The sequence below is a fragment of the Streptomyces sp. NPDC037301 genome (genome assembly GCF_055602785.1).
Window position 1 is genome coordinate 388,568 of record NZ_JBVJWD010000003.1, and the last position, 15,225, is coordinate 403,792.

The 15,225-nt window shown below is 70.0% G+C and carries 13 protein-coding genes; 6 read left to right on the top strand and 7 right to left on the bottom strand.

From position 1 onward, the window contains the following. Positions 1–3: 3 nt before the first annotated feature. The 3 genes from ACZ7IB_RS07835 to ACZ7IB_RS07845 are packed head-to-tail and all read left to right on the top strand — an operon-like array spanning position 4 to position 3,307. Positions 4–1,239 carry a cytidylyltransferase domain-containing protein gene (locus tag ACZ7IB_RS07835; RefSeq protein ID WP_470910066.1) on the top strand — a complete coding sequence of 412 codons (1,236 nt, stop codon included), beginning with the start codon at positions 4–6 and terminating at the stop codon, positions 1,237–1,239. Positions 1,240–1,286: 47 nt separating this feature from the next. Then, complete coding sequence (locus tag ACZ7IB_RS07840; RefSeq protein ID WP_470910068.1) at positions 1,287–2,240, top strand: N-acetylneuraminate synthase family protein; 954 nt, start codon at positions 1,287–1,289, stop codon at positions 2,238–2,240. An 11-nt stretch (positions 2,241–2,251) separates the two neighbouring features. Beyond that, positions 2,252–3,307, top strand: a complete 1,056-nt coding sequence (locus tag ACZ7IB_RS07845; RefSeq protein WP_470910070.1) for a hypothetical protein — start codon at positions 2,252–2,254, stop codon at positions 3,305–3,307. A 338-nt stretch (positions 3,308–3,645) separates the two neighbouring features. Here the strand turns inward: ACZ7IB_RS07845 and ACZ7IB_RS07850 are convergent, their stop codons facing one another. Then, positions 3,646–3,891, bottom strand: a complete 246-nt coding sequence (locus tag ACZ7IB_RS07850) for a hypothetical protein (RefSeq protein WP_470910073.1) — start codon at positions 3,889–3,891, stop codon at positions 3,646–3,648. Between the two features lie 335 nt (positions 3,892–4,226). Between ACZ7IB_RS07850 and ACZ7IB_RS07855 the strand changes: the two genes are divergently transcribed. Continuing rightward, the gene (locus tag ACZ7IB_RS07855; protein WP_470910075.1) at positions 4,227–4,958 is read left to right on the top strand and encodes an XRE family transcriptional regulator; all 732 of its coding nucleotides are present in this window, start codon (positions 4,227–4,229) and stop codon (positions 4,956–4,958) included. 258 nt (positions 4,959–5,216) lie between these two features. Here the strand turns inward: ACZ7IB_RS07855 and ACZ7IB_RS07860 are convergent, their stop codons facing one another. Next, positions 5,217–5,537: a replication initiator gene (locus ACZ7IB_RS07860; protein ID WP_470910077.1), complete on the bottom strand. Its 321-nt coding sequence runs from the start codon at positions 5,535–5,537 to the stop codon at positions 5,217–5,219. Between the two features lie 318 nt (positions 5,538–5,855). Here ACZ7IB_RS07860 and ACZ7IB_RS07865 point away from each other — a divergent pair, with 318 nt between their 5' ends. After that, a complete protein-coding gene (locus ACZ7IB_RS07865; RefSeq protein WP_470910079.1) occupies positions 5,856–7,130 on the top strand; it encodes a helix-turn-helix domain-containing protein in 1,275 nt (424 codons plus the stop codon). A gap of 141 nt (positions 7,131–7,271) precedes the next feature. Then, the gene (locus ACZ7IB_RS07870) at positions 7,272–7,589 is read left to right on the top strand and encodes a hypothetical protein (RefSeq protein WP_470910081.1); all 318 of its coding nucleotides are present in this window, start codon (positions 7,272–7,274) and stop codon (positions 7,587–7,589) included. 190 nt (positions 7,590–7,779) lie between these two features. Here the strand turns inward: ACZ7IB_RS07870 and ACZ7IB_RS07875 are convergent, their stop codons facing one another. The 5 genes from ACZ7IB_RS07875 to ACZ7IB_RS07895 form a co-directional block, all read right to left on the bottom strand. Then, positions 7,780–8,739 carry an ABC transporter substrate-binding protein gene (locus ACZ7IB_RS07875; RefSeq protein ID WP_470910083.1) on the bottom strand — a complete coding sequence of 320 codons (960 nt, stop codon included), beginning with the start codon at positions 8,737–8,739 and terminating at the stop codon, positions 7,780–7,782. 124 nt (positions 8,740–8,863) lie between these two features. Continuing rightward, a complete protein-coding gene (locus tag ACZ7IB_RS07880; protein WP_470910084.1) occupies positions 8,864–10,879 on the bottom strand; it encodes an ABC transporter permease in 2,016 nt (671 codons plus the stop codon). A gap of 61 nt (positions 10,880–10,940) precedes the next feature. Then, on the bottom strand, positions 10,941–12,050 hold the full coding sequence (locus ACZ7IB_RS07885; protein WP_470910086.1) for a quaternary amine ABC transporter ATP-binding protein: 1,110 nt from the start codon (positions 12,048–12,050) through the stop codon (positions 10,941–10,943). After that, on the bottom strand, positions 12,047–13,603 hold the full coding sequence (locus ACZ7IB_RS07890; RefSeq protein WP_470910088.1) for a GMC family oxidoreductase: 1,557 nt from the start codon (positions 13,601–13,603) through the stop codon (positions 12,047–12,049). Before ACZ7IB_RS07890 ends, ACZ7IB_RS07885 begins: the two co-directional genes overlap by 4 nt. A gap of 72 nt (positions 13,604–13,675) precedes the next feature. Then, positions 13,676–15,196 carry an aldehyde dehydrogenase family protein gene (locus ACZ7IB_RS07895; RefSeq protein ID WP_470910090.1) on the bottom strand — a complete coding sequence of 507 codons (1,521 nt, stop codon included), beginning with the start codon at positions 15,194–15,196 and terminating at the stop codon, positions 13,676–13,678. Positions 15,197–15,225: the final 29 nt, after the last annotated feature.

Here is a 15,225-nt window from a genome sequence, read left to right on the forward strand (position 1 = left end):
GAGATGACCCCGACCCCGACCGTGCTCGCCGTGATCCCCGCCCGCGGCGGATCCAAGGGCGTCCCGGCCAAGAACCTCGCCCAGGTCGGCGGCGTACCGCTGGTCGCCCGTGCCGTACGCGCCTGCCTGGCCTCCCGTGAGGTCACGGACGTCGTCGTGACCACCGACGACGCGGCCATCGCCGACGTGGCCCGCGCCGCCGGCGACACGCTGGGCGCCCCGGAGCGGGTGCACATCGTCCAGCGTCCGGCGGCCATCGCGGGGGACAAGTCGAGCAGCGAGGACGCGGTGCTGCACGCCCTGGACGCGTACGAGGCGATGCACGACCGGAAGGCCGACGTGGTGCTGCTGGTCCAGTGCACCAGCCCCTTCGTCGTACGGGAGGACATCGACGGCGTCGCCGCGGCCGTCGCCCGCGACGGCGCCGACACGGCGGTCACGGTGGCTCCGTTCCACGGCTTCCTCTGGCGCGACGGCAGTGCGCCCAAGGAGGACAACTACGGCGTCAACCACGACAAGTCCGTCCGGCAGATGCGCCAGGACCGCCCGGAGGACCTGCTGGAGACCGGCACCGCGTACGCCATGAACGCCGCGGGCTTCCGTATCCACCGCCACCGCTTCTTCGGCCACACCGCCCTGGTGCGCACCGACGCCGCCCGGGTCCTGGAGATCGACGACCCGCACGACCTGGCCCGCGCCCGCGCCCTCGCGCCGCTCCTGGACCCCTCACCGCTGCCCACCCGGGACGACATCGACGCGGTCGTCCTCGACTTCGACGGCACACAGACCGACGACCGGGTCCTCATCGACGCCGACGGACGCGAGATCGTCGCCGTCCACCGCGGCGACGGCCTGGGCATCGCGGCCCTGCGCAAGGCCGGAATGCCGCTGCTGATCCTCTCCACGGAACAGAACCCGGTCGTCGCGGCCCGCGCCCACAAGCTCCGCATCCCGGTCCTGCACGGCATCGACCGCAAGGACCTGGCGCTCAAGCAGTGGTGCGACGAACAGTCCATCGCTCCGGAACGCGTCCTCTACGTCGGCAACGACGTCAACGACCTGCCGTGCTTCGCGCTGGCCGGCTGGCCCGTCGCGGTCGCGAGCGCCCATGACTCGGTACGCGCAGCGGCGCGCGCCGTCACGACCACCCCCGGCGGCTTCGGCGCCATCCGCGAGATCGCGGCCTGGCTGCTGGGCCCCACCCTCACGGCCACAGCTCCCACCCAGTCCCCCGAGTAACTCCCCCCAAGCACCCCCCCCAGTCCCCCAAGTAAGGAACGCACCTCATGAGCACCTCCCGTCTGCGCACCCTCGGCACCCGCACCGCGGGCCCGGGCCGGCCCGTCTACGTCACCGGCGAGATCGGCATCAACCACAACGGCGACCTCGACAACGCCCTCGCGCTGATCGACGTGGCGGCCGAAGCCGGCTGCGACGCCGTCAAGTTCCAGAAGCGCACCCCGGAGATCTGCACCCCGCGCGACCAGTGGGACATCGAGCGCGACACCCCCTGGGGCCGGATGACGTACATCGACTACCGCCACCGCGTCGAGTTCGGCGAGGCCGAGTACCAGGCCATCTCCGAGCACTGCGCCAAGCGCGGCATCGACTGGTTCGCCTCCCCGTGGGACACCGAGGCCGTCGCCTTCCTGGAAAAGTTCGACGTCCCGGCGCACAAGGTGGCCTCGGCCTCCCTCACCGACGACGAACTCCTGCGCGCCCTGAGGGCGACCGGCCGCACGATCATCCTCTCCACCGGCATGTCGACCCCGCGCCAGATCCGCCACGCGGTAGAGGTCCTGGGATCGGACAACATCCTTCTCTGCCACGCCACTTCGACGTACCCGGCCAAGGCCCAGGAGCTGAACCTCCGGGTCATCAACACCCTCCAGCAGGAGTACCCGAACGTCCCGATCGGCTACAGCGGCCACGAGACCGGCCTCCAGACGACCCTTGCCGCCGTCGCCCTCGGCGCCGCGTTCGTCGAGCGCCACATCACCCTCGACCGCGCCATGTGGGGCTCCGACCAGGCCGCCTCCGTCGAGCCGCAGGGCCTCACCCGCCTCGTCCGCGACATCCGCACCATTGAGGCCTCGCTCGGCGACGGCATCAAGAAGGTGTACGAGTCCGAGCTCGGCCCGATGAAGAAGCTCCGCCGGGTCGCGGGCGTCATCGCCGAGAGCGCCGAGAGCGCCGAGAGCGCCGAGACGGCCCCGGCCGCCGAGCCGGTCGCGGTCTGACGGGCCGACCGGTGAACCTCGCCTTCGTCGAGAGCCCGGTCCAGCTCCTGAACGTCCTGGAGTGGGCCTACACAGAGGGAGGCGACGACCATGCCCTCACGGACATCACGCTCGTCGTCCTCCCCCCGGTCGACCCGATGTCGCGCGGCCAGCTGCGCCGGATGGCGGAGCTGGCCCGCGACGAGGGCGTCAACGTCCGCTGGCAGGAGGCGCGCGGCGGCCCCGGCGCGCCCCTGAAGACCCTGCGTTCACTGGCCGGGCTGCTGCGCAGGGCGGAGCGGATCGTCATCGGCGACCCCTTCTCCCGCTACGTCCAGCTCCTGCTCACCATGGTCCGCGCCCGCCGTCTCACGGTGGTCGACGACGGCACGGCCACCATGGAGTTCGTCGCCCAACTGGCCCGCGGAGAGCGCCTGGTGCGCTGGCACCGCAAGGGAAGCTCGGGCCCGCGCGAACTGGTCCTGGCCCCGGTCACGGCCCGCGCCCGCAGCCGCTTCACCCCGTCCGCCACCCGTACGGTCGAGGTCTTCACGGCGATGCCGGTCGAGGCTCCGCCCGGCGTCACCGTCACCCCCAACACCTTCGCCTGGACCCGCGCCCGCTTCGGCCCGCCGCTGCTCACCAAGGGCGCGGACCTGGTCGGCACCTCGCTCGTCGAGACGGGCGTGGTCGACCGGGCCCAATACCTGGAGGCCGTCGCGGCCCTGGCTCGCACCCATGGGGCCACCCGCTACTTCGCCCACCGCCGCGAGTCCACCGACAAGCTCCACGCCCTGGAAGCCGCCACCGGCCTGGAGATCGTCCGCCCCGACCTCCCCCTGGAACTCGTCGCCCGCCGCGGCCCCATCGGCCGTACGGTCCTGAGCTTCCCCTCCACGGTCGTCCACACCCTGCCCCTCGCCCTCGTCGGTACGGACGTCAAGGTCGCGGTCTGCGACATCGCCCCGGAATGGCTCCGCGACACGGCATCCCCGCGCGCCCAGGGCTTCCTGAGCGGCGTCACGGAAACGGCCCGCGACGTACAGCGCCTGGCGCCCTGGTGGGCGACGGCGATCACGGAGGCGTGAGGGACAGAGACCCCACCCCGTACGGAAACGTGACACCCGCACCTGGGGGTGTCACGTTCGCGCCCCACCATGGTGCGGGTATCCGGTCGAAATGCTCCCCGTGATGCGCGGCCGACGAGGCTGCTGTCGCTGGGGCATTGGCAGGCTGCCGTGCCCGCGTCGCCGATACGGACGCCGGTTGGGCAGACCCCACCCGGTGTTGAGTGCGGCGTGGATGCGCAGTCCGTTGCGGCTGGTGGTGGCAGTGACCCTCTGCGCAACGACATCGTGGCTGGCCGGTGAGCGGCCGCTCCAGAAGCGCCGACCGCCCATGGGCGCATCGCTCCGCCAGGGGACCTCTACGGCCTGGGCGACTCGTCGCGCCTCAGGGCCTCCGCCAGGCACTCCACCATGTCGGCGGGGAGCATCCCCAGATGGACGTACGGCCTCCCGGAGCAGGCCACCGCAGGTCGCAGGTGGCTGATCCGGTCGGCAGGAAAGCCACGCACCGCCAGCGCCTGCCTGAGCGCCTCGACAGCGTCTTCCGCCGCCTTACGTCCCTCGCGCCACTGCTGCATCTCCAACGCCTTCGCCCCCTGCGTCATCGTCGGCGCCCCCTGGTCCTGTGAGGGTGGTTACGGATCTCCACGTCTGCGTCCGTCGCGTCCGAGTAGTCGCCTCGCGCCCTGGCCTCCAGTCTCTGTTCGACCAGAGCCGCGCACACATCGCAGCCCTCTGCCGGTTGCGGAGGCTCCGGGGAGAGCTGAAGGTGTACGGGCTTGTCCATCGTTGTCCTGCGAGCTGTCATAGCTGTGATGCTGCTCGCCCCTTGTGGATGTATCTCGCCATGAATCAGGGACAGTTGGACCGTTGAGCGCTACGGTTCAAAAAGGCCAAAATGTCGCGGGGGGAAGTCTTGAATGTCGCTCTACGATCGGCTATGGCAGACGCCAAGCTCTCGCCACGGAAACTCGCCGCCCGTATCGGCGTGGCGCCCAAGACGGTGGAACGGTGGCTGGCCGATGCCGAGTTGGTACCCCATGCAAGGAACCGTGTCGACGCGTGCCGGGCGCTGAAGGTGGACGAAGAGATGATCTGGCCGAAGGCCGTACAGGAACGCGTGAAGACCGGTCACGACCGCGAGTTGGTGCACGCCTACCCGTACCGTTCCGCCTGCCCGTCGACGGTGTGGGGCGAGCTGATCGAGGGCGCCACGACGGACATCTTCCTGGCTGGTTACACCAACTACTTCGTGTGGCTGGAGCAACCGGCATTCGTCGACACACTGCGCAGGAAGATCGAGACGGGATGCCGGGTGCGCTTCCTGCTCGGTGATCCCGACGGGGAGGTGACCCGTCAGCGCGAGTCCATCGAGGACGTCGCCCTGAGTGTCGCCACGCGCATCCGGATCAGCCTGGAGCACCTGGGACGCCTCGGCCCCTTGGACGGCCTGGAAACGCGTTTCAGTAACCCCCAAGACGCTGTGAATCACGTGTCCCTGTCCGTGTTCAGGTTCGACCACGACGCACTCGTGACACCCCACTTGGCCCGGCTGGTCGGCCACGACTCGCCTCTCCTGCATCTGCGCCGCCAAGGCGACAGCGGGATGTTCGACCGGTTCGCGGAACACGCCGAGGAACTGTGGGACCGGGGCGTACGCCAGACGCCATGATGGCGCGCCCAAAGGACACAGCCACAAGGGCAAGGTGAGCCGCCGTGCAGATCTCCCCCCTTGCGCTCCAGCCCCGGCCGCCCTCCCGACTGGAGCAAGCCCATGACAAGCCGGGCGGGAAGGTACTGAGCAAGTCAATCAGCAGGCCCTTGTACTTCGAGACGGCGAAGCAGGCCCGTGACTGGGGCACGGTGACGGCCAACTTCATCGGCGCCTCCAGCACCAAGGACTGGGTCTCACTCGACAACGGTGTGGGCATCAGCCTTGCGCGTCGACCGCCAGGACCAGCCCGGTGTCGACCGCAACGTGACCTATCGGTAAGACGAGGCCGGCAACGTCCGGTCCATGGCGGACGTCGCCCGCAGCGGCACGGCACGGCACGGCACGGCACGGCACGGCACGGCACGGCACGGCACGGCACGGCACGGCGACGGTGGCGTACGGCGGCGGGGGCTGGGTGCTGCCGTCCGGGCCGTCGAGCCGGATGACCGCGTGGAAGTGGACCAAGCCGCGCTTCTGGTACTCGGCGACCTTGGCGAAGGAGGCGCGTGACACGGTGCGGGCGGCCGTCTGGGGCATGCCGAGCAGGGCGGCGATCGCTGGGACGCAGGTAGGTCACGAAGCGTGCACTCAACGCGGGGGCGTGGGTGCTGAACAGGCCGCGCCGGCTCCGTCTCGCCACCGGGTACGGCGGTACGACCTTGGCAATGGGTGTCCCTGCATTGCGGATTGGCCCGCGTCCACCGCTCGGAATTCTGCATGCTGGTTCGAACGTGATCGACCGCGCCCCGTACGGAGGTTGCCACCGTACAAGTCCGCCACGAACACGGGCGTACGAACGCGAGGTGCGCCCTACCCTGGACGTGATGTGCGTCGCCTGCAGAGAGGGGCACGATCGTGTCGTCCGAAGCCACCCCCGATTCATCCCCAGAAGGCGTAGGCAGCCCCGCTCCGGAACCCATCGCGTTCGGCCAGCGCATGCAGGTGCTGCGCTCCCGCCGGGGTATGAGTCGCCCTGTCCTCGCCGGGCTGGTGGGCAGGTCACCGAGCTGGGTCAAGCAGGTCGAGAGCGGGCAGTTGCAGATGCCCAAGCTGCCGATGATGCTGCGGATCGCGGAGGCGCTGCGCGTCGGTGATCTCGCTGAACTGACCGGCGATCAGTCCCGGCCGGTCGCGTTGTTCGCCGGTCCCGGTCATGCGCGGCTCGCGCAGGTGCGGGCGGCGATCGATACGTATCCCTTCACCAGCGCGTGCGAGGCGCCGCCCACCGCGCACGTGGAGGCCCGCCTCGCTCACGCCTGGCGGGCGCGGCACGCGGCGGCCAACCACCGTGAGGTCATCGGTGCACTGCTGCCCGGTCTGATCCGTGATGCGCAGCTCGCGGTACGGCAGTCCGAAACCTCGGCTGAGCGACGTGCCGCGCAGGCACTGCTCTCCCAGGCGTACAGCCTCAGTCAGTTCTTCCTCGCCTACCAGCCCGATGGGTCGCTGCTCTGGCGGGTCGTCGAGCGCGGCATGGTCGCCGCCATGGAATCCGAGGACCCGCACACCGTGGGGGTGGCCGCGTGGCTCGCCGCTCAGGCCCATCGCGACAGCGGCCCCGCACATTTCGACGCGGCCGATGCTGTGACCATGGAAACCCTCGCTCATCTGGAGCCGCTGCTGGCGGACGCCGCCGACGACGTGCTCGCCATTGCGGGGGCCCTTCGTTTCGAGGCTGGGTACACCGCGGCTCGCCGCGGTGACAGCGGCAGCGCCTGGGGACACTGGGACGTTGCGCGCGCCATGTCCGCGCGGCTTCCCGCGGGCTACTACCACCCGGTCACCTCGTTCTCCCGCGCCATCATGGGTGCGCACGCCGTGACCGTGGCCGTGGAACTGCACGCGGGCGGGGAGAGCGTGCGGCAGGCCGCTGCAGCCGACTCGTCCGCGATTCCTTCCCGGCCCAGACGGGCTCGGCACCGCATCGAGGAGGCACGCGGATACCAACTCGACGGCCAGCCGGAAGCGGCTTTGGCCGCACTGGGCAAGGCGTACGAGTCGGCCCCCGAGACCATTCGCTACAACGGATACGCACGCCGGATCGTGCTCGAAGAGACAGAGTCCAAGAGCGCGGCCCAGCGCCGCAGGGCCGGTGAACTCGCCGTGAAACTAGGTGTTCTGGCTGCCTGATCGACGCGTGGAGAGATGGGGACAGAAACTCTGCCCCGTCCGTGTGCCAGTGCCTTCTACGGTCGTGGTCGTACGCCCACCGCAGGGCCGGGAGCCCTTGCGGCTGCCCGAAACAGCGACCTCACGGAAGCAGGTCCCCTCATGCCGAATCCCACCACTCGCCTTCTGCCCTGGAAGGGCGCAGACGGCAGGACGGGTCTGCTGATCACTGATCGCGACGCCCCTGGCCACGTCTCCCGAGTTGCCGATCAGATCGAGGCCGTGCAACTCGGTATGGGAGTGGAACTGATCGGGCACGCGGAGGAGCTGCTGGCGGATCCGAAGACCGGGGCCGCCCAGGTCCGTTATCTGGCCGCCCGGTTGACCGAGGCGCTGAGGGATGCCGTACGCGTGGCGGTGAGCCGTGGGGACCGGCTGCGTGGGCCCGAGGAGCCGCCGCTGCCGACCCCACGGACCTGAGCGGCCTTCGCGGCGTCACAGAAACGGCCCGCGACGAGATGGCCGAAGTGGAGCACGCTCTCAGCTGTTATCCGGGCCTCGCGAACGTGCCGGGGCCCCGTCAGGAGGCCCCCGGCACGTGCGCGAGGACCGCTCCGGGGGGACTGCCTCGCGGAACCACCGGAGGCAGAGCCGGGCCGTCCCCTGCGGGCTACTTCTTCGGCAGCCACGCCTTCCAGACGGCCTTGTTCTCCTTGACCCACTTCTCGGCGGCCTTGTCGGCACTCATCTTGTCGCCCGCGATCATGGCGGCGACCTCGTTCTGCTGGTCGGCGGTCCAGTTGAAGTTCTTCAGGAACTGGGCCGCGTCACCGCCGTTCTTGGCGAAGTCGGCGTTGAGGTACTTCTGCAGCGGGGTCTTCGCGTAGCCGCAGGCGATCTTCTTCGTGTCCGCGTCGCAGCCCGTCTTGTACTCGGGCAGCTTCACCTCGACCAGGTCGAGCTGGGCGTTGAGCCACTGCGGCGTCCACCAGTAGCTGATGAACGGCTTCTTGGCCTTGTAGTTCTCCTTGATCTGGGTGATCTGGGTGGCCTCGGAGCCCGAGTAGACCGTCTTGTAGTCCAGCTTCAGATTCTTGATGAGCGCGTCGTCGTTGGTGGTGTACGACGGCGAGCCCTCCAGCAGCTGGCCCTTGTCGCCGCTCTCCGCGGTCTTGAAGAGGCTCTTGTACTTGTTGAGGTTCTTCCAGTCGGTGATGTCCGGGTGCTCGTCCACGAGGTATTTCGGCACGTACCAGCCGATGTGGCCGGTGACGCCGAGGTCGCCGGCCTCGACGATGCTCTTCTTGTCGTCGACGTACTGCGAGACCTTCTTCGGCGCGCCGCCCCAGTCCTCCAGGATGGCGTCGGCCTTGCCGCTGCTGAGCGCGTCGAAGGCGACCGACTCGTCGAGCTGGGTCTCTTCGACCTCGGTGTCGAGCTCGTTCTCCAGGATGTACTTGGCCACAGCAGCGTTGGCCTCGGCACCGACCCAGGACGGGACGGTGATGGTGACCTTGCCGGAGCCGGAGGACGAGTTCGTCTTGGCGGCACCGCAGGCGCTCAGGCCGATGACGGCCAGGACGACGGTGGTGGCCGCGACGGCCCGGCGGGCGTGATCTTTGTTCTTCATGGTGGGGGTGTCTCTCGTTTCGGTCGGGCAGGATGTCCTGCGCTGAGCGGCTGCGCTTCGTTGCTCGCTGCTTCGTTCCGGGCTGGACCGGGCTGGGCTGGGCTTCTCGTGCCGCCTGTGGGGTTCAGGAGCTCTCGTTCCTCGGCGCGCGACGCTGCGTGGTCCGGTCCAGGACGAGGCCGAGCAGGACGATGGCGACGCCCGCGGTCAGACCGACACCGAGGTTGCTCTTCTGCAGGCCGTAGACGACGTCGTAGCCGAGCGCGCCGGAGCCGACGAAGCCGCCCATGATGACCATGGCGAGCACCAGCACCACGCCCTGGTTGAGCGCGAGCATCAGCGCGGGCCGGGCCAGCGGCAGCTGCACCTGGCGGATCTGCTGGTACGTACTGGCGCCCATGGAACGGGCCGCCTCCAGCGTCGAGGCGTCGACCTGGCGTAGACCCTGCACGGTGATCCTGATCACGGCGGGCAGCGCGTACAGGAAGGCGGCGGCGACGGCGGCGGACCGCCCCACGTTGAAGAGAGCCACCACCGGGATCAGATAAATGAACTGCGGCAGGGTCTGCATCGTGTCCAGCACGGGTCGCAGTACGCGCTCCAGCAGGGGCATCCGGGCCGCCGCCACACCCATCACGAAGCCGGCCAGCAGGGTGAAGACCACACCGGCGATGGCCTGCGACAGGGTGTCCAGGGAGTGCTGCCACACCCCGATGACACCGACTCCGGCCATCGCGAGCGCCGCCGTGCACATCGCGCCCCAGCCGCCCGCCAGCAGAGCCAGCACCGCGGCCAGCAGCACCAGCGACCACCACGGCATGGCGGTCAGACCGTCCCGCAGCGGGTTGAGGACCCAGGTGGTGAAGCCGTCCGCCCAGGTGCGGGTGCCGCCCAGGACGGGCACACCCTCGGCCAGGTGGCCGGTGAACCAGTCGACCGCCTTGTTGACCGGTTCCGAGATGTCCACGGTCCAGCCCTCGGGCCACTCGTCGACCAGCAGGGCCTTGCCGGCCCCGGCCGGAGCGGCGAACGCGGCGCCCACCAGGACCCAGCCGCGCCACCCGTGCAGCCAGGGAGAGGCGGCGTCCACGGCAGCCTCGCCCAGCCGGTGTCCCGCGGCCGCCGTCGTGCGGTCCAGCCAGATGGCAAGGAGCACGATCGGGATGCCCGCCGCGAGTGCCTTCCCGACGTCGACGGTCGACAGGGCCCGGAACACCTCTTCACCGAGGCCGCCCGCGCCGATCACCGAGGCGATGGTGACCATCGAGAGCGCCATCATGATCGTCTGGTTGAGGCCGAGCAGGATCTCCTTGCGGGCCAGTGGCAGCCGTGCGGTCAGCAGCCGCTGCAGCGGGCTCGCACCCAGCGACGCGGAGGCCTCCATGACCCCGGCGTCGGCGTCGCGCAGGCCGAGCGCGGTGAGCCGGGCCATCGGCGGCGCCGCGTAGATGACGGTCGCGATCAGCGCGGACGGCACGCCGATGTCGAAGATCAGCACGAGCGGCAGCAGATACGCGAACGCCGGCATGATCTGCATGGTGTCGAGGACCGGGCGCAGGATGCGCTCGAAACGGTCCGAGAGCCCTGCGCCGAGACCGAGCAGCGCGCCGATCACCGCGGAGACGGCGACCGAGACCGCCATGAGCGCGAGCGTCTCCATGGTGGCTTCCCACATGCCGAGCAGCCCGCACACCGCGAACACGCCGAGCGCGGTGGCGGCCGCCTTCAGGCCGCGCCGACCCGGGCCGCCGACCCGCCAGGCCAGCAGCACCGCGGCCGCGGTCACCCCGAACCAGCCGAGGCTCTCCAGGAAGCCGGTCACCGAGTCCACGGAGGACTCGGCCCAGTTGCTCAGGTGCAGCAGGAAGTAGAGGAAGACCGGGCTGGTGTCCCGGTTCTCGACGACCCAGTCGTAGGCGTGGTCGAGGGGAGTGGAGACGTCGACGGTCAGATCGGACGGCCAGCTCCCGCTGCCCCACAGGACGGCGCAGAGCGGAATGAGCACAACCATGGCGACGGCGAACGGCAGGAGCCTGCGTACGAGGCGATGCTGCGTCAGGGAGGGGGCCGCGACGGGCGCGGGCTCCTTGGACAGGTCGGTGGGGGCGGGCGGCGGGGCGGGCGTGACGACGGCGCTCATGCGGCCCACCCCCGGGTATGCGGACGGACCGCCGGAAGGCGAAGGCTGCTCGGTATACGCATCAGGCCGCGACCTCCTCGCGGCCGAGGCCCGCGACGACCCGCAGCAGCCCCTCGTGGTCGACGACGCCCAGGCAGCGGCCGTCCTCCACCACACAGGCGGGGGCGCCGCTGCGGGCGACGGTCTCGATGGCGCAGGAGACGACCGTGTCCGGGGCGAGGGCGCCGGGATGTCCGGGGCCGCCGCAGTCTCCAGCACGCATGGCCGTGCGCACCGTGATGACCTGCTCGCGCGGTACGTCGCGCACGAAGTCCCGTACGTAGTCGTCGGCCGGGGAGCCGACGATCTCCTCCGGGGTGCCGAGCTGCACGATCCGGCCGTCCCGCATCAGGGCGATCCGGTCGCCCACGCGCAGCGCCTCGCTCAGGTCGTGGGTGATGAAGACCATGGTGCGGCCCTCCTCGCTGTGCAGGCGGATGACCTCCTCCTGCATGTCCCGCCGGATCAGCGGGTCGAGCGCGCTGAACGGCTCGTCGAAGAGCAGCACCTCGGGGTCGACGGCGAGCGCCCGCGCCAGTCCGACACGCTGCTGCTGGCCTCCGGACAGCTGGACCGGCCTGCGCTGCTCCAGCCCTTCGAGCCCGACCTTGGCCACCATCTCCGCGGCCTTCGCGCGCCGTTCGGCCTTGCCCATGCCCTGGATCTCCAGGCCGTACGCGACGTTGTCGAGGACGGAACGGTGCGGCAGCAGCCCGAAGTGCTGGAAGACCATCGAGGCGCGGTGCCTGCGCAGTTCCCGCAGCCGGTTCCTGTCCATGGCGAGTACGTCCTCGCCGTCGATCTCCACCGTGCCCGAGGTCGGCTCGATGAGCCGCGTCAGACAGCGCACCAGGGTGGACTTGCCGGATCCCGACAGGCCCATGACGACGAAGACTTCGCCCTTGCGCACGTCGAAGGAGACATCCCGCACGGCCGCGGTGCACCCCGTGCGGGCACGTAGTTCGGTCTGCGACAGCTCGGTGAGCTCCGGGTCGCCCGGGATGCGGTCGGCCTTCGGTCCGAAGACCTTCCAGAGGTTGCGGACGCCGAAGACGGTCGGCCGCTGCGTCACGTCCGACGACTCGGGTTCCTTGCCGAAACCGGGCTTCGCAGGGGTGCTGGTATCGCTCATCGGGCCTGACTCCTCTCATCGGAAGCCGCGTTCAGCAACTCCGCGCACTTCTCACCGACCATCAGGACCCCGATCATCGGGTTCACCGCAGGCATCGTCGGAAAGACGGACGCGTCGGCGATACGGATCCCTTCGAGGCCGCGGATTTTCAAGTCCGGAGCTACGACGGCCTGTTCATCGCTGACGGCCCCCATGCGGCACGTACCCGCCGGGTGGTACACGGTGTGCGCCACCTTGCGCGCGTACTCGCTGAGTTCCGCGTCACCGGTGACGCCGGGGCCCGGGCACACCTCGCGCTTCAGCCAGTGCGCCAGCGGCTCGGTCTTCGCGATCTCGCGCGCGATCCTGATGCCGTCGACGAGGGTGCGGCCGTCGTGATCGTCCTCGTCCGTGAAGTACCGGAAGTCGAGGGCGGGCTTGACCGCCGGGTCGGCACTGGTCAGGTAGAGGCGGCCGCGGCTTTTCGGCTTGGGGATGTTGGGCGTCATCGAGACGCCGAACTCCGGGCGCTCGTAGCCCAGTCGCTCCGGATTGTCCGTGAACGGGATCTGGTAGAAGTGGAACATCAGGTCGGGGCCCTGGTGCTCCGGATCACGCTGTACGAACAGTCCCGCGTCACTGTCCATCGCGGAGTTCTCGGGGATCGGCCCGTGCGTCTCCCAGACGATCACCGACTCCGGGTGGTCGAGCAGGTTCTCGCCGACGCCCGGCAGGTCGAGTGCGACGGGGATGCCGAGTTCCTTCAGCTGCTTCTTCGGGCCGATGCCGGAGTGCAGCAGCAGCCGGGGCGAATCGACGGCGCCCGCGCACAGCAGCACCTCGTTCTTCGCCCGTACGAGGATCTCCTCGCCGTCCTTGGTGCGGACGTGCACGCCCTTCGTGCGCGTGCCGTCCAGCTCCAGCCTGTACGCCCAAGTCTCCAGGAAGAGACGGAGGTTGGGCCTGGTGTCCATGACGGGATGCAGATACGCGACCGATGCACTGGAACGCTTGTTGTTCTCCGGGTGGTACGCGAGGTCGAAGAAGCCGACGCCCTCCGTGAACGGCTTCTCGTTGAAGCCCTCCACGCGCGGCACCTCGAGCGCGGACCGGGCGGCGTCGACGAAGTCGCGCGCGATCGCGTTCCGGTCCTTCTCGTCGACCGGGACGATGTTGTTGAGGAGTCGCGCGTAGTACGCCTCCATCGGCAGCGCACCCCAGCCCTCGGCGCCCGCCGCCTCCCACTCGTCCCAGTCGGACGGCAGCGGCTTGAACGCGATGAGCGTGTTGTGGGACGAGCAGCCGCCGAGCACCCGGGCGCGGCTGTGCCGGATGTGAGAGTTGCCGCGCGGCTGCTCGGTGGTCGGGTAGTCGTAGTCGAGCTCTCCGCCGAGCAGGCCCATCCACCGGCGCAGGGTGAGGACGTCCTCGCGGTCGATGTCGCTGGGGCCGCCCTCGATGACGGCGACGGTGACGTCGGGGTTCTCGGTCAGACGGGAGGCGATGACGGAGCCGGCGGTGCCGCCGCCGACGACAACGTAGTCGTACTCTCGCTCGTTCTCGGTCTCAGGCATTGGGGGGTACTCCTCTGTCGTGCAACGTGCTGCGCGTACGAAGGGCGCAGAGCGGGCCGGGGCGTCCTGGGCTCAGCCCGCGAACCACCGCACCGGCTTCGGCGCGAGGTTCTGGTACACGTGCTTGGTCTCGCGGTACTCGGCGAGACCGGCCGGGCCGAGCTCGCGCCCGACACCGCTCTTGCCGAAGCCGCCCCACTCCGCCTGCGGGAGGTAGGGGTGGAAGTCGTTGATCCAGACGGTGCCGTGCCGCAGTCGTCCGGCGACGCGCCGGGCGCGGCCCGCGTCGGCGGTCCAGACGGCGCCGGCGAGCCCGTACTCGGTGTCGTTGGCGAGCGCGACGGCCTCGTCCTCGGTGCGGAAGGTCTCGACGGTGAGGACGGGCCCGAAGACCTCCTCGCGTACAACCCTCATCTCCCGGTGGCACCGGTCGAGGACGGTCGGCTCGTAGAAGTACCCGGTGGCGGGCCGTTCGGCGGACGGCTCGGGGCGCTTGCCCCCCGCCCGCAGCACCGCGCCCTCCTCCAGCGCGGAGGCGACGTACGCCTCGGTCTTCTCCCGCTGCTGCTCCGACACGAGCGGGCCGCACTCGACACCGTCCTCGGTGCCGCGCCCGAGCCGGATCCGGCTCGCCCGGCGGGCGAGCTCGGCGACGAAGCGTTCGCGTACGGACTCCTCGACGATGAGCCGGCTGCCCGCGGAGCACACCTGGCCGCTGTGGATGAAGGCGGCGTTGAGGGCCTGGTCGACGGCGGTGTCGAAGCCCTCGTCGGTGGCGCAGGCGTCGGCGAAGACGACGTTGGGGTTCTTGCCGCCGAGTTCGAGTGCGACCTTCTTGACGCTCATGGCGGCGGCCTGCGCGACCTTCGTACCGCTGATCAGGCCGCCGGTGAAGGAGACGAGGTCGACGTCGGGGTGCTCGGCGAGGCGGGCGCCGACGCAGTGCCCGGGTCCGGTGACGATATTGGCGACACCGGCGGGCAACCCGGCCTCGACGAGCAGGCGGATAAGCGCGATCGTCGTCAGCGGGGTGATCTCGCTCGGCTTGACGACGAAGGTGTTGCCGGCGGCGAGTGCGGGGGCGACCTTCCAACTTGCCTGCAGAAGCGGGTAGTTCCAGGGTGTGATCATGGCGCAGACGCCGACGGGCTCGTGCACGACGACGCTGTGGATGTCGTCGGACCCGGCGTCGACGACGCGTCCGCCGCCCTCTGCGACGACCAGATCGGCGAAGTACCGGAAGGCATCGGCGACGCAGTCGATGTCGACGCGTCCTTCTTCGAGGGTCTTGCCCGCGTCACGCCTCTCCAGGAGCCCGAGCTCCTCACGATCCCTCAGGAGGAGGCCGGCGACACGGCGCAGGAGGGCGGCGCGCTCGGCGACAGGGGTGCGGGGCCACGGGCCCTCGTCGAAGGCGTGGCGCGCAGCCGAGACGGCCGCGTCCGCGTCCTTCTCGTCGCCCTCCGCGACCACGGCGAACGGCTCGGCATCGGCGGGATCGAGGATCTCACGCGTGGCGCCGGAGGCGGCTTCACGCCACTCCCCGCCCGCGTGGATGGTCTTCTGCGCCTGTATTGCGGCTTGTCCAGCCATGATCGGTACTGCCTTCCGTCCCTGTTCTG

Bases quoted from the DNA above. Each gene is read 5' to 3' on its own strand.
- ACZ7IB_RS07860 (WP_470910077.1), bottom strand. From the start codon at position 5,537: ATGCCCCAGACGGCCGCCCGCACCGTGTCACGCGCCTCCTTCGCCAAG.
- ACZ7IB_RS07880 (WP_470910084.1), bottom strand. From the start codon at position 10,879: ATGAGCGCCGTCGTCACGCCCGCCCCGCCGCCCGCCCCCACCGACCTG.
- ACZ7IB_RS07850 (WP_470910073.1), bottom strand. From the start codon at position 3,891: ATGACGCAGGGGGCGAAGGCGTTGGAGATGCAGCAGTGGCGCGAGGGA.
- ACZ7IB_RS07870 (WP_470910081.1), top strand. From the start codon at position 7,272: ATGCCGAATCCCACCACTCGCCTTCTGCCCTGGAAGGGCGCAGACGGC.
- ACZ7IB_RS07885 (WP_470910086.1), bottom strand. From the start codon at position 12,050: ATGAGCGATACCAGCACCCCTGCGAAGCCCGGTTTCGGCAAGGAACCC.
- ACZ7IB_RS07890 (WP_470910088.1), bottom strand. From the start codon at position 13,603: ATGCCTGAGACCGAGAACGAGCGAGAGTACGACTACGTTGTCGTCGGC.
- ACZ7IB_RS07855 (WP_470910075.1), top strand. From the start codon at position 4,227: ATGGCAGACGCCAAGCTCTCGCCACGGAAACTCGCCGCCCGTATCGGC.
- ACZ7IB_RS07840 (WP_470910068.1), top strand. From the start codon at position 1,287: ATGAGCACCTCCCGTCTGCGCACCCTCGGCACCCGCACCGCGGGCCCG.
- ACZ7IB_RS07835 (WP_470910066.1), top strand. From the start codon at position 4: ATGACCCCGACCCCGACCGTGCTCGCCGTGATCCCCGCCCGCGGCGGA.
- ACZ7IB_RS07875 (WP_470910083.1), bottom strand. From the start codon at position 8,739: ATGAAGAACAAAGATCACGCCCGCCGGGCCGTCGCGGCCACCACCGTC.
- ACZ7IB_RS07895 (WP_470910090.1), bottom strand. From the start codon at position 15,196: ATGGCTGGACAAGCCGCAATACAGGCGCAGAAGACCATCCACGCGGGC.